The sequence below is a fragment of the Blastococcus sp. HT6-30 genome, assembly GCF_039729015.1.
GTDB lineage: Bacteria > Actinomycetota > Actinomycetes > Mycobacteriales > Geodermatophilaceae > Blastococcus.
Window position 1 is genome coordinate 2,293,505 of the sequence record NZ_CP155792.1, and the last position, 23,934, is coordinate 2,317,438.

At 74.0% G+C, this 23,934-nt stretch carries 24 protein-coding genes; 8 read left to right on the forward strand and 16 right to left on the reverse strand.

Features of this window, described 5'->3' with window-relative positions; genetic code table 11:
* Positions 1-26 precede the first annotated feature (26 nt).
* The 9 genes from ABC795_RS11055 to ABC795_RS11095 form a co-directional block, all read right to left on the reverse strand.
* Positions 27-1,313, reverse strand: a complete 1,287-nt coding sequence (locus tag ABC795_RS11055; RefSeq protein ID WP_347057238.1) for an ABC transporter permease — start codon at positions 1,311-1,313, stop codon at positions 27-29.
* A gap of 10 nt (positions 1,314-1,323) precedes the next feature.
* Complete coding sequence (locus tag ABC795_RS11060) at positions 1,324-2,130, reverse strand: ATP-binding cassette domain-containing protein (protein WP_347057239.1); 807 nt, start codon at positions 2,128-2,130, stop codon at positions 1,324-1,326.
* A 145-nt stretch (positions 2,131-2,275) separates the two neighbouring features.
* Complete coding sequence (locus ABC795_RS11065) at positions 2,276-3,370, reverse strand: substrate-binding domain-containing protein (RefSeq protein ID WP_347057240.1); 1,095 nt, start codon at positions 3,368-3,370, stop codon at positions 2,276-2,278.
* Positions 3,371-3,729: 359 nt separating this feature from the next.
* The gene (locus ABC795_RS11070) at positions 3,730-4,008 is read right to left on the reverse strand and encodes a thiamine-binding protein (RefSeq protein ID WP_347060712.1); all 279 of its coding nucleotides are present in this window, start codon (positions 4,006-4,008) and stop codon (positions 3,730-3,732) included.
* Entirely contained in the window at positions 4,008-5,927 is a 1,920-nt protein-coding gene (gene dxs, locus ABC795_RS11075) for a 1-deoxy-D-xylulose-5-phosphate synthase (RefSeq protein ID WP_347057241.1), read from the reverse strand. Before dxs ends, ABC795_RS11070 begins: the two co-directional genes overlap by 1 nt.
* 141 nt (positions 5,928-6,068) lie before the next feature.
* The gene (locus ABC795_RS11080) at positions 6,069-6,437 is read right to left on the reverse strand and encodes a hypothetical protein (RefSeq protein ID WP_347057242.1); all 369 of its coding nucleotides are present in this window, start codon (positions 6,435-6,437) and stop codon (positions 6,069-6,071) included.
* A gap of 99 nt (positions 6,438-6,536) precedes the next feature.
* Positions 6,537-6,767 carry a DUF4177 domain-containing protein gene (locus tag ABC795_RS11085; RefSeq protein ID WP_347057243.1) on the reverse strand — a complete coding sequence of 77 codons (231 nt, stop codon included), beginning with the start codon at positions 6,765-6,767 and terminating at the stop codon, positions 6,537-6,539.
* A 42-nt stretch (positions 6,768-6,809) separates the two neighbouring features.
* On the reverse strand, positions 6,810-8,144 hold the full coding sequence (locus ABC795_RS11090) for a TRAM domain-containing protein (protein ID WP_347057244.1): 1,335 nt from the start codon (positions 8,142-8,144) through the stop codon (positions 6,810-6,812).
* On the reverse strand, positions 8,137-10,176 hold the full coding sequence (locus ABC795_RS11095; RefSeq protein ID WP_347057245.1) for an APC family permease: 2,040 nt from the start codon (positions 10,174-10,176) through the stop codon (positions 8,137-8,139). The genes ABC795_RS11090 and ABC795_RS11095 overlap by 8 nt, the downstream gene beginning before the upstream one ends.
* A 163-nt stretch (positions 10,177-10,339) precedes the next feature.
* Here ABC795_RS11095 and ABC795_RS11100 point away from each other — a divergent pair, with 163 nt between their 5' ends.
* Together ABC795_RS11100 and ABC795_RS11105 are read left to right on the forward strand one after the other, a co-directional pair.
* Positions 10,340-11,008 (forward strand): TrkA family potassium uptake protein, encoded by a 669-nt coding sequence (locus ABC795_RS11100; RefSeq protein WP_347057246.1) that lies wholly within the window; start codon positions 10,340-10,342, stop codon positions 11,006-11,008.
* Positions 11,008-11,688, forward strand: a complete 681-nt coding sequence (locus ABC795_RS11105) for a TrkA family potassium uptake protein (RefSeq protein ID WP_347057247.1) — start codon at positions 11,008-11,010, stop codon at positions 11,686-11,688. Before ABC795_RS11100 ends, ABC795_RS11105 begins: the two co-directional genes overlap by 1 nt.
* A gap of 60 nt (positions 11,689-11,748) precedes the next feature.
* Here the strand turns inward: ABC795_RS11105 and ABC795_RS11110 are convergent, their stop codons facing one another.
* From ABC795_RS11110 to ABC795_RS11135, 6 genes are all read right to left on the reverse strand, one after another.
* Complete coding sequence (locus ABC795_RS11110) at positions 11,749-12,552, reverse strand: DUF3159 domain-containing protein (protein ID WP_347057248.1); 804 nt, start codon at positions 12,550-12,552, stop codon at positions 11,749-11,751.
* A gap of 58 nt (positions 12,553-12,610) precedes the next feature.
* Positions 12,611-12,988, reverse strand: coding sequence for an OB-fold nucleic acid binding domain-containing protein (locus tag ABC795_RS11115; RefSeq protein WP_347057249.1), 378 nt, complete (start codon positions 12,986-12,988; stop codon positions 12,611-12,613).
* 65 nt (positions 12,989-13,053) lie between these two features.
* Positions 13,054-13,779 carry a DUF3710 domain-containing protein gene (locus ABC795_RS11120; protein WP_347057250.1) on the reverse strand — a complete coding sequence of 242 codons (726 nt, stop codon included), beginning with the start codon at positions 13,777-13,779 and terminating at the stop codon, positions 13,054-13,056.
* 1 nt (position 13,780) lies between these two features.
* The gene (dut, locus tag ABC795_RS11125; protein ID WP_347057251.1) at positions 13,781-14,287 is read right to left on the reverse strand and encodes a dUTP diphosphatase; all 507 of its coding nucleotides are present in this window, start codon (positions 14,285-14,287) and stop codon (positions 13,781-13,783) included.
* Positions 14,288-14,370: 83 nt separating this feature from the next.
* The gene (locus tag ABC795_RS11130; RefSeq protein WP_347057252.1) at positions 14,371-15,243 is read right to left on the reverse strand and encodes a hypothetical protein; all 873 of its coding nucleotides are present in this window, start codon (positions 15,241-15,243) and stop codon (positions 14,371-14,373) included.
* A 125-nt stretch (positions 15,244-15,368) separates the two neighbouring features.
* Entirely contained in the window at positions 15,369-15,668 is a 300-nt protein-coding gene (locus ABC795_RS11135) for a DUF4193 domain-containing protein (RefSeq protein WP_269193554.1), read from the reverse strand.
* 284 nt (positions 15,669-15,952) lie between these two features.
* On the opposite strand from ABC795_RS11135, the gene ABC795_RS11140 reads away from it, so the two are divergent.
* Positions 15,953-16,999: a phosphotransferase family protein gene (locus ABC795_RS11140; RefSeq protein WP_347057253.1), complete on the forward strand. Its 1,047-nt coding sequence runs from the start codon at positions 15,953-15,955 to the stop codon at positions 16,997-16,999.
* A 117-nt stretch (positions 17,000-17,116) separates the two neighbouring features.
* Positions 17,117-17,662, forward strand: coding sequence for a LytR C-terminal domain-containing protein (locus ABC795_RS11145; RefSeq protein ID WP_347057254.1), 546 nt, complete (start codon positions 17,117-17,119; stop codon positions 17,660-17,662).
* A gap of 13 nt (positions 17,663-17,675) precedes the next feature.
* On the opposite strand, the gene ABC795_RS11150 is transcribed toward ABC795_RS11145, so the two are convergent.
* Entirely contained in the window at positions 17,676-18,506 is an 831-nt protein-coding gene (locus ABC795_RS11150; protein ID WP_347057255.1) for an inositol monophosphatase family protein, read from the reverse strand.
* Positions 18,507-18,565: 59 nt separating this feature from the next.
* Between ABC795_RS11150 and ppgK the strand changes: the two genes are divergently transcribed.
* The 4 genes from ppgK (at position 18,566) to ABC795_RS11170 (ending at position 23,922) form a co-directional block, all read left to right on the forward strand.
* Positions 18,566-19,309, forward strand: a complete 744-nt coding sequence (gene ppgK / locus ABC795_RS11155; RefSeq protein ID WP_347057256.1) for a polyphosphate--glucose phosphotransferase — start codon at positions 18,566-18,568, stop codon at positions 19,307-19,309.
* A gap of 273 nt (positions 19,310-19,582) precedes the next feature.
* Positions 19,583-20,914 (forward strand): RNA polymerase sigma factor, encoded by a 1,332-nt coding sequence (locus ABC795_RS11160; RefSeq protein WP_347057257.1) that lies wholly within the window; start codon positions 19,583-19,585, stop codon positions 20,912-20,914.
* Positions 20,915-21,389: 475 nt separating this feature from the next.
* Positions 21,390-21,614, forward strand: a complete 225-nt coding sequence (locus ABC795_RS11165; RefSeq protein WP_347057258.1) for a hypothetical protein — start codon at positions 21,390-21,392, stop codon at positions 21,612-21,614.
* 142 nt (positions 21,615-21,756) lie between these two features.
* Complete coding sequence (locus tag ABC795_RS11170; protein WP_347057259.1) at positions 21,757-23,922, forward strand: VanW family protein; 2,166 nt, start codon at positions 21,757-21,759, stop codon at positions 23,920-23,922.
* Positions 23,923-23,934: the final 12 nt, after the last annotated feature.

A 23,934-nucleotide genomic window follows, 5' to 3' on the forward strand; every position in this document is an offset into this window, starting at 1 on the left:
GCGTTGAGCACGGCGGGCGGCAGGGGTCATCGACGGGCCGTGGACGCCCGGCGCCGGGCCAGCGCGTCGACGCTCGCGGCCAGCAGCAGCACCCCACCGGTGATCACGAAGTTGAGGTAGGCCGCCACCCCCAGCAGGCCCAGCCCGTTGGCGATGATCGCGATCACCAGGCCACCCAGGACGGCGTCCCGGGCCTTGCCCCGGCCGCCGAAGAGGCTGGTGCCACCGATGACCGCCGCCCCGACCGCATACAGCAAGGTGTTGCCCGCGCCCGCGTCCGGCGTCACCGAGCTCAGCCGCGACGTGGCCAGGATGCCGCTGATCGCGGCGAGGCTCGACGAGATGACGAACGCCATCACGCGGATCCGGGTCACGTTGATCCCCGCCCGGCGCGCGGCCTCGGCGTTGCCGCCGACCGCGTAGATGTGCCGCCCGAACGCGGTGCGGGAGAGCACGAAGGTGAGGACCAGCAGCAGCACCACGACCAGCGGCACCGCGTACGGGATGCCGGCGAGGTCGATCGCGGCGGCCAGCGCCCGGTCGACGCTGAGGATGGCGGTCACGCCGAACACCACCGCGGCGATCAGGACGACGCGGGCCAGGACCAGCGCCAGGGGCTGGTGCGCCAGGCCCCGGGCCCTCTGCGAGCGCCAGCGCCACAGCTCGAGCGCCGCGTAGGCCAGGGCGACGACCCCGGCCAGGATCCAGCCCAGCGTGACCGGCAGGTTCTCGTTGGCCAGGGCGCGGATGACCGGCTCGCGCACGGGCACCGTGCCGCCCTGTCCGATGATCCGCAGGGTCACGCCCTGGAAACCGAGGAACAGGGCCAGCGTCACGACGAACGACGGGATGCCGACCATCCCGACCAGGCTGCCGGTGAAGACGCCGATCACCGCGCCGGTGGCGATGGCGGCCAGCACCGCGATCGGCCACGAGACGCCCACCTGCACCAGCAGCTGCGCGAGCACCGCGGAGCAGACCCCGCTCACCACGCCCGCGGACAGGTCGATCTCGCCGAGCAGCAGGACGAAGACCAGCCCCATCGCGAGCACCATGATCGGCGTCGACTGCACCAGCAGGTTGGAGAGGTTCAGCGGCGTCAGGAACGTCTCGGGCCGGAGGATCGTGAAGAGGATGCCCAGGACGACGATGCCCAGGATGGCCGGCAGCGCGCCCAGGTCGCCCGCGCGCAGCTTGTTGAGGTAGCCGCGGACGGCGCCGCCCATGGTGTTGTCCTGGCGGTCGCCCTCGAAGCCCGCGGCCGGCTTCTGCGGCCCGCTCGCCTCGGCGGCGGTCAGGGTGTTGCTCGACATGGAAGTCCTCTCAGTCCTCGAGCGCGTCCGGCGCGAGCCCCAGCTCGCCGGAACGACCGGAGGTGATCAGCTCGATGACCTGGGTCCGGTCGACGTCGGAGATGGGGACGTCCGCGGCCACCCGGCCGAGGTAGAGCGCGGCCACGCGGTCGGCCACCTCGAAGACGTCCACCATGTTGTGGGTGATGAAGACGACGGCGTGGCCGGTGTCGGCCAGCCGACGGACCAGGTCGAGCACCTGGCGGGTCTGGGCCACGCCCAGGGCCGCGGTCGGCTCATCCAGGATGACCAGCTTGGACTCCCAGAGGACCGCCTTGGCGATGGCGACCGTCTGCCGCTGACCACCGGACAGGCTGGAGACCAGCTGGCGCACCGACTTCAGGGTGCGCACGGACAGCTTGGCCAGCGTGTCGCGCGCGGCCTCCTCCATGGAGGCCTCGTCCAGGACGATGCCGTGCTTGCGTTCGCGGCCCAGGAACATGTTCTGGACGACGTCCAGGTTATCGGCGAGCGCGAGGTCCTGGTAGACGACCTCGATGCCCAGCCGGGCGGCGTCGCGGGGCCCGGTCAGCTGGACCGGCTCTCCCTCGAACTCCACGGTGCCCGAGTCGATCGGGTGGATGCCGGCGATGGACTTGATCAGCGTGCTCTTGCCGGCTCCGTTGTCGCCGACCAGCGCGGTCACCTTGCCGGGGTAGACGTCGAGGTTGACGCCGTGCAGGACCTGGACGGCCCCGAAGCTCTTCTCGACCCCCCGCAGCCTCAGCGTGGGCCGCTCCAGGGTCGGGGGGGGCGTGCTCTTAACGGGTGCGGACACCGCTGCGTCCTTTCCTGCATGGAATCGGCCCGGAGGGGACCGTGGTGAGACAGTGTGACGCCCTGCGGGCCCGGCGGACCCGGGACCCGCAGGGCGGGGACCACGCGGCCGGGGCACCCGCGTACGGGTGCCCCGGCCGGATGGATCAGGAGATGCCGAGCTCGGTGCAGGCGGCGGCGAACTCACCGGTGCAGACGTCCGCTGCGGACTGGTAGCCGTCGTCGATGACCTGCTTGACGTTGTCCCGGAAGATCGAGACCGGCTCGAGCAGCACCGAGGGAACCTCGCGCTGGCCCTCCGGGTCCTCGACCGTGCCGTCGGTCTGGGGCTCCTCGCCGATGACCAGGGAGACGGCCAGCTCGGCCAGCGCGCTGGCCTCCTGCTCGATCGGCTTGTAGACCGTCATGCACTGGTTCCCGGCGAGGATGTTCTGCAGGCCCTCGACGGTGGCGTCCTGGCCGGTGACGGGCACCTGGCCGGCCGCGTTGTTGCGGCCCAGGATCGACACGACCGCGTTGGCCAGGCCGTCGTTGGCGGCCACCACGCCCTGGATGTCACCGCCTGCCTGGGTGTACATCTGCTCGAAGATGGTGGCGGCCTGCTGGTTGTCCCACTCGGGAACGGCCTGCTCGGCCACGACCGTGTACTGCTCCATCGGGTCGAGGACCTCGTGGGCACCCGAGGAGAACAGCGTCGCGTTGTTGTCGTCGGGCGAGCCGTTGAGATAGGCGATGTTCGCCGGCTCGTCGCCGAGGCACTGGGCCAGGCCCTCGCCCTGCAGGCGGCCCACCTCGGTGTTGTCGAACGACACGTAGTAGTCGCTCTCGCCGCCGAGGGTCAGGCGGTCGTAGTCGATCGTCTGGACGCCCTGCTGCTCGGCCTGGCGCTGGATCGCCGCACCGGAGGCCGAGTCGAGGTTGGTGATCGCCAGGACGGTGACGCCCTCGGTGATCATCTGCTCGGCGATGGTGGCCATGCGCTGGGCGTCGCCCTGCGCGTTCTGGATGTCGTACTCGACACCGGCCTCCTCGAAGGCCGCCTCCAGCAGCGGGCGGTCCGCCGACTCCCAGCGGGCCGAGGACGCCGTGTCGGGGAGGATCACGCCGATCTTGCCTGCGGCGGCCTCACCGCCACCGCTGCCGGCGTTGCTGCCGCCGTCGGCATCGCCGCCGCCACATGCGGCCAGCCCGAAGACCAGAGCCGCCGCGATCGCCGTCGTCACCGTGCGCCGTCGCGCCATGAGGGACCTCTATTTCGTTGGGGTTACAGAGAAATTCCGGCGGGTTATCTTGCGCGCAGGTGGCGTGTGGCTGCAAGCACACCCTTGGGCCGTTGCCGGACCGTGACCCAGGAGCCCCCCGATGAGGCACCGGACCGCGCTCGGTGGACAGGTTACCGGCGGGTAACTGCATGTCCTGCCGACCCCTCCCGGGCGCCGGTCCCGATTTCTGCGGAGGCCCGTGTCCCGCACGCTGCATGAGGTCGTCTCCGTCCACGGCCTACGCATCCCCTTCGGCGAGGCCGGCCCGAAGGGCACCCACGCCGAGACCCGCGCCGACGACCTGGTCGTGCGCTGCATCCGCGAGCTCCCGGGGGGCCTCAGCGGAACTTGGCGGTGAGGCTGTCCATCGTGCGGTTCACCGAGGCGACCTTCACGTGCGAGAGCCCGGCCGAGGCGCCCGCGGCGAGCATCGCCTCGTGCGCGGCGCGCAGCGTGGCCCACACCGCGTCGTCCTCACCCTCGAGGGTCGTGCCGAGCGCACCCACCTCGTAGCGCAGCCCCGACGCCTGGATGACGGCGATCGCCGCCTCGACGTGCGCGTGCGGGTTCTCGGCGGTGCCGGGCGGGGACGGCGCCACCTGGATCTCGGCGATCATCACCGCCGGCCTTCCTCGACAGGGGCGGAGACAGCCTGCTCGGCGCGCTCGCTGAGGACGGCGGTCCACTCGGCGATGCGGCGCGCCACGTCCTGCTCGGTGAGCCCGACGTCGGCCAGCACCTGCCCGCGGCTGCCGTGCTCGAAGAACCGCTGGGGCAGCCCGACGGTGCGCACCGGCACGTCGCAGTCGCGGTCCTGCAGCGCCTGGGTGAGCATGGTGCCCACTCCCCCGGCGCGGCCGCCGTCCTCGACGGTGACCACGAGCCGGTGGCCGGATGCGAGCGACAGGAGCTCGTCGGCCACCGGGAGCACCCACCGCGGGTCGACGACGGTCGCCTCGATGCCGTGGTCGGCGGCCCGCTCGGCGACGGCGAGGCACATCGGCACCATCGACCCGACGGCGACCAGCAGCACGTCCGGGCGCTCGCCGCGCCGCAGCACGTCGACCGGCCCGCGTCGCTCGAGCGCCGGCAGGTCCGGCGGGAGGACGCCCTTCGGGAAGCGCACCACGGAGGGGCCGTCCGTGATGTCGACCGCCTCCCGCACCGCCTCGCGGAGGGTCGCCTCGTCCCGGGGCGCGGCGACGTGGACGCCGGGCACGACCGACAGGATGGACATGTCCCACATGCCGTTGTGCGAGGCGCCGTCGTCCCCGGTCACCCCGGCGCGGTCGAGGACGACGGTGACCGGCTGGCGATGCAGCGCGACGTCCATGAGCAACTGGTCGAACGCGCGGTTGAGGAACGTGGAGTACACGGCGACGACCGGGTGCATCCCGGCCATCGCGAGCCCGGCGGCGGAGGTGAGCGCGTGCTGCTCGGCGATGCCGACGTCGAAGGTGCGCCCGGGGAACCGCTCGGCGAACGGGGCCAGGCCGGTCGGATGCAGCATCGCCGCGGTGATCGCGACGACGTCGGGGCGCTCGGCACCGACCCGCACCAGCTCGTCGGCGAAGGCGTCGGTCCAGGCGAGCCCGGTCTTGCGGGCACTGATGCCGCTGTCGGGGTCGAAGACGCCGGTGGCGTGCCACGCGTCGATCTGGTCGGTCTCCGCCGGCGGGTAGCCGAAGCCCTTGGTGGTGACGGCGTGGACGATCACCGGGCCGCCGAAGGAACGGGCCCGCCGCAGCGCCGACTCCATCACCTCGACGTCGTGCCCGTCGACCGGGCCGACGTACTTCATGCCGAGGTCTTCGAACATGCCCTGCGGCGACAGGACGTCCTTGAGCCCCTTCTTGATGGCGTGCAGCGCGTCGTAGAGGGCCGAGCCGACGACCGGCGCCCGGTGCAGCGCCTGGCGCACCTGGAGCAGGGCATTCTCGTACCCCGGCCGCAGCCGCAGGGTGGCCAGCGCGTCGGCGACCCCGCCGATCGTCGGCGAGTAGGAGCGGCCGTTGTCGTTGACCACGATGACGACCGGGCGGTCCTGGGCCGCAGCGATGTTGTTCAGCGCCTCCCAGGCCATGCCGCCGGTGAGCGCGCCGTCGCCGATCACGGCGACGACGGGGCGGGAGTCACCGCGGATGGCGAAGGCCTTGGCCAGGCCGTCGGCGTAGGACAGCGACGTGGAGGCGTGGCTGTTCTCCACCCAGTCGTGCTCGCTCTCGGCGCGGCTGGGGTAGCCGGAGAGGCCGCCGCGCTGGCGCAGCCGCTCGAAGCCCTCGACGCGCCCAGTGAGCATCTTGTGCACGTAGGACTGGTGACCGGTGTCGAAGACGATCGGCTCGCGCGGTGAGTCGAACACCCGGTGCAGCGCGATGGTGAGCTCGACGCAGCCGAGGTTGGGCCCGAGGTGGCCGCCGGTCCGGGCCACACTGGTCACCAGCGCGTCACGGATCTCCGCCGCCAGGGCGGGCAGCTGGTCGGGGGGCAGCGCCCGGAGGTCCTCGGGACCCCGGAGCGATCGCAGGAGCGGCACGGCTCGGCGGTGTCCTCTCGGTCGGGCGGCAGCTGCTCGGCAGCCGCCGACCCACTGTAACTGCGCTTTCCCCGCTCTTCCGGTCGAGCGAGATTTCCGGATGCAGCTCACCGTGCTCCGGCTTCCCTCCCCATGGGGCGCTCAGAGCCGCGGGACCCACCGTTCGCCGCGCAGCGCGCCGCCGACCACCTCGACGCCTCGGGCGGCGGCCGCCAGCCGCGCGCCCTCCCGCTCGTAGGCGGTCATCGCGGCCTCGACGGCGTCGGGGGGCAGCTGGTCGGCCAGCTCCACCCGCAGCGTCCGCCACCCCTTGCGGGCGGCCTCGAGGCCGGCGGAGACGTGGTCGGCGGCGAACCGGGCCAGCAGGACCGGGTACCGGCGGAGCACCTCGTGCGCGCGGTAGTCCGGTGGCACCAGGTCGAACAGCCAGGCGACGGCGGTGCGCTCCCAGTCCGGCGCGCCCGGCGGGCGCACCTCCCCCGGCCAGCCCGGCGGCACCGTCGTGTCCACGGCACCAGTCTGCCGCACTGATCGAACATGCGTTCGACGGCGTGCCGCGCGTCGGCCCGCGACGCCCGAGGCGGGGTCAGCCCGGGATCGCCTCGTCGGTCAGGAGCCGACCTGCCGCTTGAGCCAGAATTGCTCGAACCCCCACGTCCCGGCGCCGCTGGAGTGGTAGCTGACGAGCTCCCACCCCTCGGCGCCCAGCTTGTTGAGGACCGAGCTGGTGTCGCCCTGCTGCCGTTCCGACGAACCGCCGGGGAGCTTGACGCTCACCCCGGCTCGCTGCGACTCGGCGTCGTTGGCGGTGATGACCGAGGCGTATTCCCACGTGGGCACCCCATGACGGTAGCCGAGGCCTTCCACGGGCCCGCCGGGTCGTCAGGCGGCCGGGACCAGCAGCGCCACGCACTCCACGTGCTGCGTCATCGGGAAGGCGTCGAAGCCGCGGACGGCGGCCAGCCGGTACCCGGCCTCGGCGAAGGCGGCGACATCCCGGCCCAGGGCCGCGGGGTCGCAGGCCACGTAGACGACGGCGCGCGCCCCGGTGCCGGCCAGCAGCGTGCTCACCGCCCGGCCCGCACCGGCCCGCGGCGGGTCCAGCACGACGACGTCCGGCGGGCCACCGAGCTCCTCGAACAGCTCCTCGAGCCCCTCGGCATCGACCTCGCCCTGCCACACCTCGGCCTGCGGCAGGTGGGCGAGGTTGGCGTCGGCCGCCGCGCACGCCCCGGGGTCGGACTCCACGCAGACCACGCGGCCGTCCTCCCCGGCGGCGGGGGCGAGCGCCCCGCCGAACAGCCCGGCACCGGCGTAGAGGTCGAGCACCGTCTCACCGGGCCGCACGGCGGCGAACCGGGCGACGGCCTCGACGAGCGCGTCGGCTGCGGCCGGGTGCACCTGCCAGAAGCCGGTGCCCTCGACCTCCCAGTCGCGCCCCCCCGCCCGCCGCTCCGCGCGTGCGGCCGGCTCCCGGGGCAGCTCCTCCCCCGCCTGGAGCACCTCACTGTGCTGCGGGCGGCCGCGCCGGTCCAGCCGGGTGGTCGTGACCGCGCCGGTGGAGTCGATGGAGACGTCGACCGCCCCGGCGCCCTCCCACCGTCGGGAGAGCACGGCCCGGGCGGCGGGCTCTACGGTGATCGGGCAGTCACCGAGCACCACGATCTCGTGCGAGCGGTGCCGCCGCAGGCCCGCAGCCCCGACGCGGTCGACCGCGAACCGGGCACGGGACCGCCAGCGCAGCGGGCCGCCGGGCAGCTCCTCGACCGCCAGACCGGTCACCACCGGGTCCTCGGGGTCGATCCTGCCCAGGCGCACCAGCTGTTCGCGGACCACCGCGGCCTTCAGCCGGTGCTGCTCGGCCGGCTCGACGTGCTGCCAGTCGCAGCCGCCGCACCTCCCCGGACCGCTGTAGGGGCAGGGCCGCTCGACCCGGCCCGGTGCCGCGGTCAGCACCTCGATGGCGTCGGCGCGGCAGAAGCCCGGGTGCCGGTCCTCGGTCACCCGCACCCGCACCCGCTCCCCCGGCAGGCCGTGCCGGACGAAGACGACGCGCCCCTCGTGCCGGGCCACGCAGTGCCCGCCGTGCGCGACCGGGCCGACCTCGACCTCGAACTCCCGGCCGGTCCAGCCGCCGCCGCGGTCCTCTCGGGGAGCCGCCGGCCGGCGACCGCGGCGTCCACCGCTCCGGTGCCCGGCTCCGCGGGGCTCAGCCATACGGCGTCACGTCCATCTCGTCGTCGGTGAACCCCCGCCGGAGGTCCCCGGGTGCGGGTCCGCCACGCCCCCCGTCGGCGTCGTCGTGCCCGGCGGTGCTCTCCAGGAGCCACGGCACGGTGGTGATCATCACGCCGGGCTGGAACTGCAGCCGGGCCCGCAGCCGGATGGCGGTCTGGTTGTGCAGGACGTTCTCCCACCAGTGTCCGACGACGTACTGCGGCACGAACACCACCACGAGCTCCCGGGGGCTGTCGCGGCGGATGCCCTTGACGTAGTCGAGCACCGGGCGGGGGACGTCCCGGTACGGCGACTCGAGGACGGTCAGCGGCACCGGGATGTCGAAGCGCTGCCAGTCGGCCTGCAGGGCGCGGGTCTCCTCGTCGTCGACGTTGACCGTCAGCGCGGTCAGCGCATCGGGTCGCGTGGCCCGCGCGAAGGCCAGCGCCCGCAGGGTCGGTTTGTGCACCTTGGAGACCAGCACGACGGCGTGCACCTTGCTGGGCAGCGTGCGCGAGTCGGCGTCGGGGACCAGCTGCTCGGACACGTTCGAGTAGTGGCGGTTGATCGCCCGCATGAGGACGACGAGCACCGGCATGGCGGCGATCACCAGCCAGGCGCCGTTCGTGAACTTCGTGACGACGACGATCCCCAGGACGATGCAGGTGAGGGAGCCGCCCACGAGGTTGATCGCCTGCGACCAGCGCATCCGGGACCGGGCGGCGCGGTCCGGCTCGCTCCGCATCTCCCGGTTCCAGTGCCGCACCATGCCCCACTGGCCGATCGTGAAGGCGGTGAACACCCCGACGATGTAGAGCTGGATCAGCCGGCTCACCGAGGCGTCGAACACCAGGATGAGGAGCCCGGCGAATCCGGCCAGCAGGAGGATGCCGTTGCTGTAGGCCAGCTTGTCGCCGCGGGTGTGCAGCTGGCGGGGCATGTAACGGTCCTCGGCCAGGACGGAGCCCAGCAGCGGGAAGCCGTTGAACGCGGTGTTCGCCGCCAGGAGGAGGATGAGCGCGGTGGCGGCCTGCACCACGAAGAAGCCGATCGAGGAGCCGCCGAAGGTGGCCGCGGCCAGCTGGGCGATGACGGTGCGCTGCGGCTCGGTCGCGCAGTCGGCGAAGCCCGCGAGATCGCAGGCGTCGTCGGTGTAGGTGACACCGGCCAGGAGGGCCAGCGAGCTGACCCCGAGGAACATGACACCCGCCAGCCCGCCCATGAGGGCCAGCGTGGTCGCTGCGTTCCGGCTCTTCGGCGGACGGAACGCCGGGACGCCGTTGGCGATCGCCTCGACCCCGGTGAGCGCGGTGCAGCCCGAGGCGAACGCCCGCAGGACCAGCAGCACGAGGGCGAGTGCCCCCGCCTCCCCGTAGCCGGCATCCGGGGTCACGGCGTAACCGGCGCTCTCGGCCACGACCTCCCCGGAGGTGAAGAAGTGCCGCACCAGACCGGTGCCGACCATCACGAGGATGGCGGTGACGAACAGGTAGGTGGGTGCGGCGAACGCCCGCCCCGACTCGCGGACCCCGCGGAGGTTGGCCGCCGCCAGCACGGTGACCAGCAGCAGCGCGATGAGCACCCGTTGGTCGTCGAGCGACGGGAACGCCGAGATGATGTTGTCGGTGCCGGCCGCGACCGACACCGCGACGGTCAGCACGTAGTCGACGAGCAGCGCGCTGGCCACGACCAGCCCGGCGAACGGACCATGGTTGCGGCGGGCGACCTCGTAGTCCCCGCCGCCGGAGGGATAGGCGCGCACCACCTGGCGGTAGGACAGCACCAGGATGGCCAGGAGCAGGACCACCCCGGCGGCCAGCCAGGGGGTGAGGTACAGGTACGCGGTGCCGGCGAGGGTCAGGACGATGAGGATCTCCTGCGTGGCGTAGGCCACGGAGGAGAGCGGGTCGCTGGAGAAGATCGGCAGCGCGAGCCGCTTGGGCAGCAGCGACTCGCCCGCCCGGTCGCTGCGCACCGGTCGGCCCAGGACGAGTCGTTTCGGGAGTTGTCCGAGGTCGGACAAGGTCGGCACGGCGCGATGGTACGGACGCCGGAGGGCCTCGCGCGGGTGACTCGGCGCACGGCCGCCCCGTCCGGGGGAAGCGGGCTCCGACCCCGCGCGCGGGTGTAGCTTCGCGCCCGGTGATGCGCGGGCGGACGGCGCCGGCGCCACCGGGACATGCGGGGAGTTGCACGTGCACGTGGTCGTGATGGGCTGCGGCCGTGTCGGCTCGGCCATCGCCCGGCGCCTGGAGGAGATCGGGCACAGCGTGGCCGTGATCGACCAGGACCCGGAGGCGTTCCGCCGGCTGGGGCCGGACTTCGCCGGCCGCCAGATCAAGGGCCTGGGTTTCGACCGGCAGACGCTGCTCGACGCCGGCATCGACTCCGCCGGGGCGTTCGCCGCGGTGAGCAGCGGTGACAACTCGAACATCATCTCCGCCCGGGTCGCGCGCGAGACCTTCGGCGTGCAGCACGTGGTCGCCCGCATCTACGACTCCAAGCGGGCCGAGGTCTACGAGCGCATGGGCATCCCCAGCGTCGCGACCGTCCCGTGGACGGTGAACCGGCTGCTGCGCGAGCTGCTGTCGGTCAAGGTGAGCGAGCTGTGGCGCGAACCGACGGGAAAGGTGCTGCTCGTGCGGGTCACCGTCACCGAGGGCTGGGTGGGGCGCAAGCTCGCCGGCCTCGAGGCGGCCACCGGCGCCCGGGCGGCCTGGCTGGTCCGCTTCGGGGAGGCCCAGCTGGCCACGCCTGCCACGGTGCTCCAGGACGGCGACCAGCTCGTCGTCGCGGTCACCGACGAGCTGACGGCGCACCTGCACCAGGTCGTCGAGCACGGCCCCCGGAACGGTGTGCACTGATGCGCGTCGCGATCGTCGGGGCCGGCGCGGTCGGCCGCTCCATCGCCGGGGAGCTGCTGGAGAACGGCCACACCGTCATGCTCATCGAGAAGGACGGCCGCAAGGTGCGCACCCGCTCGGTGCCCGGTGCCGAGTGGGTGCAGGCCGACGCCTGCGAGGTCTCCTCCCTCGAGGAGGCCCAGCTGGCCACCTGCGACGTCGTCGTCGCCGCGACCGGTGACGACAAGGCCAACCTCGTGGTGTCGCTGCTGGCCAAGACGGAGTTCGCCGTCAACCGCGTGGTGGCCCGCGTCAAGGACCCGCGCAACGAGTGGCTCTACACCGAGGCCTGGGGGGTCGACGTCGCCGTCTCCACCCCACGGGTGCTCGCCGCGCTCGTCGAGGAGGCGGTGACCGTCGGCGACGTCGTCCGGCTCATGACCTTCCGCAAGGGCGCGGCCAACCTGGTCGAGATCACCCTCGGCGACGACACCCCGTGGGTGGGGCGCGCGTTGCGGGAAGTGCCACTCCCCCGCGAGACCGTGCTGACCACGATCCTGCGGGGCGACCGGGTCGTGACCCCGTCGCCGGACGAGCCGCTCGAGTCCGGCGACGAACTGCTCTTCGTGTCGCACGGCGACACCGAGGAGGAGCTCCAGTACGTCTTCGCCCCCGGGGGGCCCGGCCGCACCGACGGCTGAACGGCCCCGTCCGGAGGCTCGCCCCGAGCGCGCGAGGGGTGAGGAGGACGGGATCCTTTCTCAGGCGGCCGGCGGAGCCGGCGCCCGGTGGCGGTGCAGCCGTGACACGACCCAGAGGGTCACGAGGAGCGCGACGGCGGTCACCGGCAGGCCGAGCGCGACGGACGCCACGCCGAGCAGGTCCTCCTCGTCGGCGAGGTACAGCGGGCCCTGCACCGCGACCCGCAGCAGGAAGGTGCCGGCCCAGAGCACGGTGAGCCAGGAGTACGCCCGGAGCATCCGCCGGTCCTCCCGCCAGTGCAGCTGGGGTGCCGACCCGGCCGTCGGCGTCGCGCCGGCCGGGTCGCCCACCGGCCTGGAAGCCGGTGCCGCTCCCCCGCGCAACCCCGGGATGGCGCCGGAGGAGAGGCTGCCGAGGTGGCTGGGTGCTAGGAACTCGGCGGCGACACCGACCAGGGGCCAGCGGACCAGCACCGAACCGAGGAGCACCACGCCGATGACGGCGTTGCGGATGATGCCCGGCGCGTAGAAGTTGCGGGCCTCGCCGGACACCGCGGCGATGGCCACCGCGACGGCCACGCCGAACAGACCACTGACCGCCTGCTGGGTGCTCTCGCGGCGGAACAGCCGCAGGACGAAGACGGCGACCGCTGCCGCGACCGCCGCCCAGATCCCGGTGCGCAGCCCGGCGACGCCGTTGGCCACCACGAAGGCGACCGTGGGCAGCGTCGCGTCGAGCATGCCGCGCCAGCCGCCGAGCTGCGCCAGCAGCGTCTCCCGGTCGAACAGCGACGCGGGGGCGTCCGTGTCGGCCCCGGCCGGGCGCTCCTGCCCACCGTCGGCCGGCGGACCCGCTGCGGTCACCCTCGTCCCCCTGTTCGCTGACCTGGCGTGCGGAACGCGGGCGGCTGCCCGCCGCCGGTCAGCCGGCGCTCAGCTCGTACCAGGGGTTGTAGATGACCTGGCGGCCGTCGAAGGCGGCGAACCGGCCGCGGGCGGTCAGCGAGCGGCCGGGCTCGATGCCCGCGATGCGCCGCCGTCCCAGCCAGACCAGCGTCACCGAACCCGAGCCGTCGAAGAGCTCGGCCTCCAGCGTCGGCACGGTCTCGCGAGGCGTGTAGACGACCGACTTCAGGCGCCCGGTCACCGTGACCACCGCCCCCTTGCGGCAGGAGCTGACCGGCTCGCAACCGGCGCTGGCAGTCCCGGCGCGCAGTTCCTGGGCGTCGATGGTGTGGTCGTCGGCGGTGAGTCGCTGCAACGTGCGCGACCACCAGCCCGCCGGTCGGGTCTCCGTCACGGAACCAGCGTAGTGCGGGCGGCAGGGCACGGGGGCGCGCACGGGTGTTCCCTCCGTCGCGTCGGTCAGGCCGCCCCGCCGGCGGACCCGCCGGTGGGTGGCTGCTGGCCCTGGGCCGCCGCCTGCTGCGCGGCCAGCTGCGCCGCGGCCTGCGGGGGCAGGGCGAGCGGCAGCGGCTCGCGCACCGGCATGGGCTCGCTGCCCCGGACGACGACGATGCCGCGGAACGCCGTCTCCAGCGCCCGGGCCTCCGCCTCGGCACCGGCGGCCGCCGATCCGCTGAGCAGCCCGCGCAGGAACCACCGCGGGCCGTCGACGCCGAGGAACCGGGCCGGCCGCCGCACCGGCGGCTGGGCCGGCTGACCCGGCCGGGCCGGGGGCGCGCTGACGACCGTGCCGCTCAGCTCGATGCCGAACGGCCCCTCGACCTCGCGCAGGGACGCGCCCTGACCGGAGGCGGTCCGCGCCAGCTCGACGCGGACGTCGTCCCAGATGCCGGCCGCGCGGGGCGCGGCGAACGCGGCGACCTGGAGCAGCGAACCGCCGTGCCGCAGGGTTGCGGCGATCACCTTCTGCTGCTGGTTGAGCTCCACCCGCAGGTCCATGCCGGGGAGCGCCGGGAGCCGGATCGCCCCCAGGTCGATGCGGGCCAGCCCGTCGTCGGGGGCGTCGGCCTCGTCCCAGGGCCCGGTGGTCTCCTCGACGTCCCGGATCCGCTGCTGCGGTTCCGGGGGCACGCCCCGCTCGCGCAGGCTGCGGTCGATGCGATTGCGCCGCCGTCCGAACGGCATGTCAGTTCCGCCCCTCGAGTGCTGATGTGCCGGAGGACCCGGGCGCCGCGGACCCGTGCCCGCCGGTGGAGCCGTGCCCGCCCTCGCCGCGGGCGCTGGCGGGGAGCGCGGGCACCGGCACGAACCGTGCCCGGACCACCGGCTGCACCACCAGCTGCGCGATGCGGTCCCCGCGGGCGAGCCGCAGCGGCGCCGCCGGGTCCAGGTTGATGAGGTTGACCATGATCTCGCCCCGGTACCCCGCGTCGATGGTCCCGGGGGCGTTCACCATGCTCAGCCCGAGCCGGTGCGCCAACCCCGAACGTGGGTGCACGAAGCCGGCGTAGCCCTCCGGGATCGCGACCGCGACCCCGGTGCCCACGAGCCGTCGCTCGAAGGGGGCCAGCTCGACGTCCTCGGAGACCGTGAGGTCGGCCCCGGCGTCCCCGGGCAGCGCGTAGCGCGGCACCGCGCCGTCGGGCGCGGTCAGCAGGACGGGCACGTCCAGCTCGGCGGAGGGTTCGGGCACGCCGGCGACCCTATAAGGACCTCCCTGCCCCCCACCCCTGCACGTTCGGGGCGGGGCCCGCAGGGAGGCCTCGGGCCGGCCGGCTACGCGGGCGGACGGCGCAGGTCGCCGAGGACCCGGCGGGCCAGGGTCTCGGTCGCCCGGCGGTTGACCCGCCCGGCGAGCGCCGCGCCGACCAGGAAGGGCGCCGCCGAGGGCACCGCGCCGGCCAGCCGCCGCGTCATCCGCCGCCGGAGGGCGCGCAGCCCCGCGGTGCCCAGCAGGGAGCCCAGGTCGGCCGCGCCGGGGCCGGTGACGGCGCGCTGGTCGGACCAGCTGCGGAGGTAGGCGTGGGCCCGCTCGGCAGCGTCACCGGGCGCCGGCCGCCCGTGGAGTTCGTGCAGCTCACCGATGAGCACCACCTCGACGGCGGCGACGAGGACCGTCTCCGCGCCCAGCTCCAGCGGGACGGCCAGCAGGGACGGCGGCGCGAACCAGTGCGCGGCCGACAGCCCGCCGGTGGCCGCACCGATCGCCGACGTCATGCGAGCCGTGCGCTGGACGAGGGCCTCGGCGATCTCCGTGTCCGACGCCCCGGGGTGGGCAGCCCGCAGGCGCGCGCGGTCCCGGATCGGCAGCCGGGGCACCGCCGCGGCCAGCAGGTCGCCGAGCAGGGCGCCGGGGTTGCGGGCGTCGCCGGGGACCGCGTGGCCGCCGGTGGACGTGCCCGCCGCGGGGCGGGGGGCCGACGGGCCGGTGCTGCCGCCGCCGAAGGCGCCGGCCACGGCACCCAGGACGTCCCGCAGGCCGCCGACCGGGGACCGGTCGGACCCGGTGAGCCCGGCGACCGCTTCGGCGACGGCGCGGCCGGCGCGGGCCAGCGGCCCCTCCTCCGCCGGCGGCGCCCCGGCCGGTGCGGGCACCGGGCGCGGGGGCGGGACGTCACGTGGCGTGCCGGTGCGCGACCCCTCGGTCATCGGTCGTCCCTCCTGTGGTGGCCCCCTGCGAGGTCCCGCCGCGAGCCCGCGAGCGGCGGGGCCGGTGGCCCCCCTGCAGGGTCCCGCCGCGAGCCTGCGAGCGGTGGGGGCAGGGGGGGCCTCTCTCAGGCGCAGTCGCGGCAGAACACCTGGTCACCGCGGGTGGCGGCCAGGCGGCTGCGGTGCTGCACCAGGAAGCAGCGCGAGCAGGTGAACTCGTCCTCCTGCTTGGGCAGGACGCGAACCGTGAGCTCCTCGTTCGAGAGGTCGGCGCCGGGGAGCTCGAGGTTCTCGTTGAAGTCGGTCTCGTCGACGTCGACCGACGAGGACTGCGCCTCGGCCCGCCGCGCCTTGAGCTCCTCGAGCGAGTCCTCGCCGAGCTCGTCGGTCTCGTTGCGGCGCGGGGCGTCGTAGTCGGTGGCCATGGGGTGTGCCCCTCCTCCGGGGTTGTCGCGGGCGTCGTGCCCGCTCGTCTGACGCGGCGCGGGGTACGTCGTCGTCCTGGCCGGTCGCCGGTGGGCGACCGGTGGGTCCGTGTGGGGGCAGCCCGCTGGCGCGGCGCCCGTCCACGCTGCCGGCTCCTCCTCACGTCGGGGCCGGCAGCCCGCCAACGCCGCACGGCCCCGATTTGTGCCCGCCTCCGCAGAGGTGACACATCGGGCCGGGAACGGGCGGGCGGCTGCGGAGCGCCAGAGGTTACCCTGCGCCGGTGTCGACTTCCCCGGGTGCTGATCCAGCCGTCGTAGGGCCCTACCTGGCCACCGCGCTCGAGGACGAGCGATGGCGATCGGTGCGGATCGAGCTGATCGCGGCAGGGATGTCCAACCTCACCTACGTGGTGACCCCGGAGGGCGGCCCGGCCGACGCCGCGGTCATCCTCCGGCGGCCTCCGACGGGTGCGGTGCTGGCCACCGCGCACGACATGGCCCGCGAGCACCGGGTGATCTCCGCGCTGGGGCCGACGCCCGTGCCGGTGCCCCGCACGCTGCACCTGTGCACCGACACCGAGGTGCTCGGTGCGCCCTTCTACGTGATGGAGCGGGTCGTGGGCGTGCACGTCACCCGCGAGATGCCTGCGGGCTACGCCGACGCCCCTGAGCAGCGTCGGGCGATCGGCGACGCCCTGGTGGACACCCTCGGGGCGCTGCACGGCGTCGACCCCGCGGCCGTGGGGCTGGCGGACTTCGGCCGCCCGGAGGGCTTCCTCGCCCGGCAGGTGCGCCGCTGGACGACGCAGTGGGAGGCCACCCGCGACCGCGACCGGCCGGACCTGGACGCGCTGGCCGCACGCCTGGCCGAGACGGTGCCGGACACCCAGCGGCCCGGGATCACCCACGGCGACTACCGCCTGGACAACTGCCTGCTCGACCCGGACACCCCGGGTCGGATCGCCGCGGTCCTGGACTGGGAGATGTCCACGCTCGGCGACCCGCTCACCGACCTCGGGATGATGCTCGTCTACTGGCCGGAGGCCGGCGAGGACCGCCCGTCCACGCAGAGCCCGGTCACCGCGCTGCCCGGTTTCCCGACGCGCCGCGAGGTCGCCGAGCGGTATGCGACCGTCACCGGCACCGACCTGTCGGAGCTGAACTGGTACCTCGCTTTCGGGTTCTTCAAGTTCGCCGCGATCATCGCCGGCATCCTGGCCCGTTCCGCCGCCGGCGCGATGGCGGGCAAGGACACCAGCGGCTACGCCGAGCGGATCGGCCCCTGCGTGGAGCTGGGACGCGCCGCACTGGACGACGATGTGATCTAGTCCGGTCCGCCGCCCCTAAGCTCAGACGACAGCTGTCCGCACCAGGACGCTGGCTCCGCCGGACCCATCGGGCCCGGTGGCGCCACGCCTGCCGGGTCCTCGCCGAGGAGCATCACCGTGACCGAGCGCACCGTCCGCCCTCCGGTGCGCCCGCGCAGTGGTCGTCGGCCGCTCCCGCCACTGATCTTTTTGCTCGTGCTCGCGCTGGCCGCCGGGGCGGTGTGGTGGACGGTCATCCGGCAGGACCGCGAGCGGCAGGCTGCGGAGGCGGCCGCCTGCTCGACGGCGGAGGCCGCGCCCCCGTCGCTGGATCCCGCCACCATCTCGGTGCGCGTGTTCAACTCCACCGACGAGGCGGGGCTCGCACAGAAGGTCGCCGACGACCTCGCGGCCCGCGGGTTCACCGTGAGCGAGATCGCCAACGACCCGACCAGCCGCGAGGTCGAGGGCGTCGGGGAGGTGCGGCACGGATCCCCCGGCCGGGACGCGGCCCGCTTCCTCGCCGTCCACATGCCCGGGGCCGGCGACTACCCCGACACCCGGGCCACCGCCGTGGTCGACCTGGTGCTGGGCCCGGAGTTCGTCTTCCCGGACAGCCTGGCGACCCCGGAGCAGGTGGCCGAGGCCCTCGCCGGCGCGGAGGACGCGGCCGCCGGCTGCTGACCGCGCGACCGGCTCAGCGGTGCAGCTCGGCCAGCAGGGCGAGGAACGGCTCCGCGACCGACGGGGCGACGGCGACCACCATCGGCTCGCCGACCGGCGTGCCGGGCAGCCCGGTGACGACCGCACCGGCCTCCGCAGCCACCAGGACCCCGGCCGCGTGGTCCCACACGTTCAGGCCGAGCTCGTAGTACGCGTCGACGCGCCCGGCGGCCAGCGCGCACAGGTCGAAGGCGGCGCTGCCGGATCGCCGGATGTCGCGCACCCGCGGCAGCAGTCGGGCCACGACCGCGCCCTGGGCAACCCGCTGCTCCACCCGGTAGCCGAAGCCCGTCGCCACCAGCGTGCGGTCCAGCGACTCGGGGCGGTTGACCTCCAGCCGCCGCACCGGGCGCCCCGGCGCCTCCAGCCACGCCCCACCGCCGGTCGTCGCGGTGAACAGCTCCCCCGTCGCCACGACGAGCACCACACCGGCCCGCACGACGCCGTCGACCTCGGCGGCGATCGAGATCGCGTACGCGGGGACGTCGTAGAGGAAGTTCACGGTGCCGTCGATCGGGTCGACGATCCAGCGGACGCCGCTGGTGCCCTCGCGGGCGGCACCTTCCTCCCCCAGCACGCCGTCGTCGGGGCGGCTTCCCAGGAGGCGCCGGACCAGCAGCTCCTCGCTGGCCGCGTCCACCGCCGTCACGACGTCCACCGGGCTGGACTTGGTGCTGACGTGCTCGGCCGCCGTGTCCCGCCCACGGGCCACGAGGACAGCCGCCTCGCGGGCGGCCGCCACGGCGAGGGCGAGCAGCGCGGCGGGCTCGGGAGCGGGGGCTCCGCCGGTCCGGGGAGAGGCCATGACCGGCATCCTGCCCCAGTGGTGCCCGGGCCGGTGGCGCCGCTCACTAACCTGTCGTCGTGCAGGGCTTCGGAGTGGACATCGGCGGCAGCGGCATCAAGGGGTGCCTGGTCGACCTGGACGAGGGGCGGCTCGTCGGCGAACGGCTGCGCATCGAGACGCCGCAGCCCTCGCTGCCCGAGCCGGTCTACGACGTCGTGGCGCAGATCGTGGACGCCTTCGGCTGGACCGGCCGGGTGGGCGTCACGTTCCCGGGGGTGATGAAGTCCGGGGTGGCGCACACGGCGGCCAACGTGGATAAGAGCTGGATCGGCACCGACGTCGACGCCGGGCTCTCCCAGCGCATCCCCGGCTCGGTGGAGACGCTCAACGACGCCGACGCCGCCGGCATCGCCGAGATGCGCTACGGCGCGGGCCGCGACCGCCGCGGCGTGGTGCTCATGCTCACGTTCGGCACCGGCATCGGCAGCGCCCTCTTCGTCGACGGGCAGCTGGTGCCGAACACCGAGTTCGGGCACATCCAGGTCGACGGCGAGGACGGCGAGCGGCGGGCCTCTGCGGCCGCGCGCGAGCGGGAGGAGCTCAGCTACCCCGAGTGGGCGCAGCGGGTCGACCGCTATCTCGACGTCCTGGAAGCGGGCCTGTGGCCGGACCTGATCATCGTCGGCGGCGGGGTGAGCAAGAAGGCGCACAAGTGGGTGCCGCTGCTGAGCACCCGCACCCCGGTGGTGCCCGCGGAGCTGCAGAACGACGCCGGCATCGTCGGGGCCGCGCTGGCCGCGGCCGAGCACTTCGAGCCCTGACCGGCCGGTATGCCTCACCTGCACGGGGCGGCCCGTTCGCCCCGTCGGAGCGATGCGCTCCGATCCGAGGCGCTGGTCTCGACCGGCGACGTCGTTACAATGGTGAAGCCCCAGCCCGTCGCCCTTCAGCCGGGAGGGATTCCCCGACTGGATCGTGGCCAAACGCCGCGCCGGTTCGCCGGGTCCCCACCCACTCCAGGGCGCAGGCCGGAGCCGCTGCCCGAGGACCACACGGTCCCCCGGGGAACGAACCCAGCACGGGAAGGAACCTGAGTGCCCGCCGATCAGCCAGCACCGGAAGCAGCCGCAGCGAGCACCCCGCGCGCCAGGACGGCCGCAGCCGGTACCCGTGCCAAGAAGTCGGCCGCCGAGCCGGCCGCCGCACGGAAGAAGGCACCGGCCAAGGCCGCCGGCGCCAAGGGCCGCGCCAAGCCGACGATCACTCCGTCCCCGGGCACCGGCGAGGGTGCGGTGCTGACCGCCGTCGCCACCGAGGAGGGCGCTGTCGCCGTCGTCGACGCAGGCTCCGAGGGCCTGAAGCTCGACGAGACGGTCGTCACCGGCAAGGACGGCGTCGAGGTCACCGCCGAGGAGGAGACCACCGAGGGCGGCACCGATTTCGAGTGGGACGAGGAGGAGGAGTCCGAGGCCCTGCGACAGGCCCGCAAGGACGCCGAGCTCACCGCGTCGGCCGACTCCGTCCGCGCCTACCTCAAGCAGATCGGCAAGGTCGCCCTCCTCAACGCCGAGGAGGAGGTCGACCTCGCCAAGCGCATCGAGGCCGGTCTCTACGGCGCCGAGCGGCTGCGCCAGGTCGAGGAGGAGGGCCAGAAGCTCTCCCCGCAGATGCGCCGCGACCTCAACTGGATCGTCCGCGACGGCGAGCGCGCCAAGAACCACCTGCTGGAGGCCAACCTCCGCCTCGTGGTCTCCCTGGCCAAGCGCTACACCGGCCGCGGCATGGCGTTCCTGGACCTGATCCAGGAGGGCAACCTCGGTCTCATCCGCGCGGTCGAGAAGTTCGACTACACCAAGGGCTACAAGTTCTCCACGTACGCCACGTGGTGGATCCGGCAGGCGATCACCCGTGCCATGGCCGATCAGGCCCGCACCATCCGCATCCCGGTGCACATGGTCGAGGTCATCAACAAGCTCGGCCGCATCCAGCGCGAGCTGCTCCAGGACCTGGGCCGCGAGCCCACGCCGGAGGAGCTGGCCAAGGAGATGGACATCACCCCGGACAAGGTGCTGGAGATCCAGCAGTACGCCCGGGAGCCCATCAGCCTCGACCAGACGATCGGTGACGAGGGTGACAGCCAGCTCGGCGACTTCATCGAGGACTCCGAGGCGGTCGTCGCCGTCGACGCGGTCAGCTTCACGCTGATGCAGGACCAGCTGACCAGCGTCCTGCAGACGCTGTCGGAGCGGGAGGCCGGCGTCGTCCGGCTGCGGTTCGGCCTCACCGACGGCCAGCCGCGCACCCTCGACGAGATCGGCCAGGTCTACGGCGTGACCCGCGAGCGGATCCGCCAGATCGAGTCCAAGACCATGTCGAAGCTGCGCCACCCGAGCCGCTCCCAGGTGCTGCGCGACTACCTCGACTGAGCGCCGCCACGAGGGGCCTGGACCGCGACAGGGGTCCGGGCCCCTCGTGGTCTCCCGGGTCGGGCCGCCGGAGCGTTGCCCGGGCCCCTGGGGGTCCACACCGCTCCAGGGGGCAGGACGCTCGGGGCGCGGCGCGCCGACCCCCTCCCAGGACGGGTCACGGTGCGGACGCGGCCGGTGTACGGCCACATCTGTCGGGTAGACGGCGTAGCGTGGGCCTCGTCAGAACAGCAGCGGACCCACGGTCGGCCCGGTCAACCACCGAGCCGGCAGATCACCACCAGCACGTGCACCACCAGTTCCACCCCAGTGACGTCCCTGCTGGACCCGCTCCACGCACGCCCGGTGTGTTACGGACTCATCTCTTTCGGCGAGTCCGGGATGAACCGGGTGGGAACGGGAATCCGGAGGACCATCCTGGCGCTGTGCAGGAGGCCGATCCGCAGCCGCGGGTCCGTGCGGTAGAGAGCGAGTGATGACCCAGATGACCCAGACGCTGACGACGACCCCCGCCGCCGACGACCTGGTCGTGCCCTTCCACTGCGACCGTTGTGGCGCCCTGGCCAAGGTCCGTGTCGTGCTCGCCAGCGGCAGCGACCTCGTGTTCTGCGGGCACCACGCCCGGGAGTACGAGACCAAGCTCCGTGACATCGCTGTCGACATCATCGACACAGAGGGCGAGCGGCACGTAACTGCCTGACCGAGGCGATATCGTCGCGCCCGCGATGACCGCCTCACCCGACGACGCCGCCGCGTCCGACGTCCCGCCTCGTGCGGGCGTCGGGCCGGCGGCTCCGTCGTCTCCGGGGGCCCCCGGTCGGCGGCGACCGGAGGAACCCCCCATGTCCCAGCAGCCCCCTGCGCACGACGAAACCGTGCGCATGCACCCCGAGGGCGCCGAGGGGCGCCCCCGGCCGGCGGGCTCTTCGCCGGTGTACGGGGAGCAGCCCGACGACACCCGGCCGGTGGGCCGGGAATGGCTGCGCAGCACGCCCGAGCCGCCTTCGGCGATCGCCGAGCAGCCGACCGCGCAGGACCCGGCGGCCGACGCGGTCGACGGCGACGGCGACGGCACCCAGCGCATCGACGTCTCGGCCGGCGCCCCCGCCCCTGCGGGCAGCGACGACTCCGCACCGACCGCCGCCGTCCCGCCCGTGGGCGGAAGCGACCCCGACGCGCCCACCGGTCCCCCGCCGGGCGACGAGCCGCCCGGCGGCGGGCCCCGCGGCCCCTGGTGGCGGCGCCGGGCGGCGCTCGTCCCGGCGGGGGCCCTCGTCCTGCTGGCGGCTGCCTACGGGGTGGACCTGCTCGCCTCCTCCGGGGACGTACCCCGCAACACCGTCGTGGCCGGTGTCGACGTCGGCGAGCTCTCCCCGGCCTCGGCGGCGCAGCGGCTCGAGGAGCAGCTGGCGCCGCGGGTGGCCGCCGACCACACCGTCGAGGCCGCCGACGTGACGGCCACCCTCTCCCCCGCGACCGCCGGCATCACCCTCGACGTCCCGCGGACCGTGGACGCCGCCGAGGAGCAGCCGCTCAACCCGTGGACCCGCCTGGTCACCCTCTTCTCCGACCGCGAGGTGGAGCCGGTCATGACCGGTGAGGAGACGGCGCTGCAGGCCCAGATCGAGGGCATCGCCGCGCGGGTCGACCGAGCTCCGCAGGACGCCACCATCGCCATCGAGGGGACCACGCCCTCGGTCGTGGAGGCGGTGGACGGCCGGACGCTCGACCGGGAGGGCGCAGCCGAGGCGATCACCGATGCGCTGGCCTCCGGTGGGGACCCGAGCACGCCGATCGAGCTGCCCGTCGAGGTGACCCCCGTGGCCGTCGACGTCGAGGAGGCGCAGCGCGTCCTCGAGGAGACCATCACGCCTGCCCTGGCGGCGCCGGTGCAGGTGGTCAGCCAGGACGGCAGCACCTCCGCCGAGGTGCCGGTCGAGGCGATCGCCACCGCCCTCACCTTCACGCCGACCGACGACGGCGAGCTCGCCGTCGGCCTCGACCCCGCGGCCCTGCAGGACGCGCTCGGCGACGAGCTCGGCGCGTTCGGCACCCCCGCACAGGACGCCCGCTTCGAGGTCTCCGGCGGCTCGGTCAGCGTCGTGCCGTCGGTCGACGGGACCGGCATCGCACCGGCGCACCTGGTCGAGCAGCTGCTGCCGGTGCTCAGCCAGGAGGCGCCGCGGTCGGTCACCGCCGAACTGGGCCCGGTGCCCGCCGAGTTCACGACCGCGGAGGCCGAGGCGCTCGGCATCCGCGAGCAGATCTCCAGCTTCACCACCAACATCGGCAATCCGGCCAGCGGGACCAACATCCGGGTGGTCGCCGAGGAGGTCGACGGCGCGATCATCATGCCCGGCGAGACCTTCAGCCTGAACGGCTTCACCGGGCCGCGCGGCCTGGCGCAGGGCTACGTCGAGGCCGGGGTCATCAACAACGGCGAGTTCACCACCGCCGTCGGCGGCGGCATCAGCCAGTTCGCCACCACCATGTTCAACGCCGTCTTCTTCGCCGGGCTCGAGGACGTCTTCCACAAGCCGCACAGCTACTACATCAGCCGCTACCCGGCCGGCCGCGAGGCGACGGTCTACTACGACTCGATCGACCTCAAGTGGCGCAACGACGGCGACACCGGCGTCTACGTCGACACCGCGTGGACCCCGGGGACGATCACGGTGACCTTCTACGGGACCAAGCGCTACGAGATCCAGTCGGTCAGCAGCGACCGGTACAACCTCCGCCAGCCGGTGGTGCAGGAGAAACCGGCCAGCCCGACCTGCGAGCCGCAGTCGGGGTCGACCGGCTTCGACATCACCGTCACCCGGGTGTTCCGCGACCTCAGCACGGGCGCGGAGCTGAGGCGGGAGAACTTCCAGACCCGCTACGCCGCCGAGCCGATCATCGTCTGCGTGCCGGAGGAACTGCCTCCGGCCGGTCCCGAGGGCACCGCACCCGGCGGCGCCCCGGCGACCGGCGGGCGGCGCCCCGCCCGTCCGCGGACGCTCTGACGCCCTCCACCG

Excerpts from the sequence above, each read along its gene's own strand:
- ABC795_RS11150 (WP_347057255.1), bottom strand. The coding sequence starts at position 18,506 with ATGGCCTCTCCCCGGACCGGCGGAGCCCCCGCTCCCGAGCCCGCCGCG.
- ABC795_RS11120 (WP_347057250.1), bottom strand. The coding sequence starts at position 13,779 with ATGCCGTTCGGACGGCGGCGCAATCGCATCGACCGCAGCCTGCGCGAG.
- ABC795_RS11090 (WP_347057244.1), bottom strand. The coding sequence starts at position 8,144 with ATGGCTGAGCCCCGCGGAGCCGGGCACCGGAGCGGTGGACGCCGCGGT.
- ABC795_RS11165 (WP_347057258.1), top strand. The coding sequence starts at position 21,390 with ATGACCCAGATGACCCAGACGCTGACGACGACCCCCGCCGCCGACGAC.
- ABC795_RS11105 (WP_347057247.1), top strand. The coding sequence starts at position 11,008 with ATGCGCGTCGCGATCGTCGGGGCCGGCGCGGTCGGCCGCTCCATCGCC.
- ABC795_RS11065 (WP_347057240.1), bottom strand. The coding sequence starts at position 3,370 with ATGGCGCGACGGCGCACGGTGACGACGGCGATCGCGGCGGCTCTGGTC.
- ABC795_RS11135 (WP_269193554.1), bottom strand. The coding sequence starts at position 15,668 with ATGGCCACCGACTACGACGCCCCGCGCCGCAACGAGACCGACGAGCTC.
- ABC795_RS11170 (WP_347057259.1), top strand. The coding sequence starts at position 21,757 with ATGTCCCAGCAGCCCCCTGCGCACGACGAAACCGTGCGCATGCACCCC.
- ABC795_RS11130 (WP_347057252.1), bottom strand. The coding sequence starts at position 15,243 with ATGACCGAGGGGTCGCGCACCGGCACGCCACGTGACGTCCCGCCCCCG.
- ABC795_RS11070 (WP_347060712.1), bottom strand. The coding sequence starts at position 4,008 with ATGATCGCCGAGATCCAGGTGGCGCCGTCCCCGCCCGGCACCGCCGAG.
- ABC795_RS11055 (WP_347057238.1), bottom strand. The coding sequence starts at position 1,313 with ATGTCGAGCAACACCCTGACCGCCGCCGAGGCGAGCGGGCCGCAGAAG.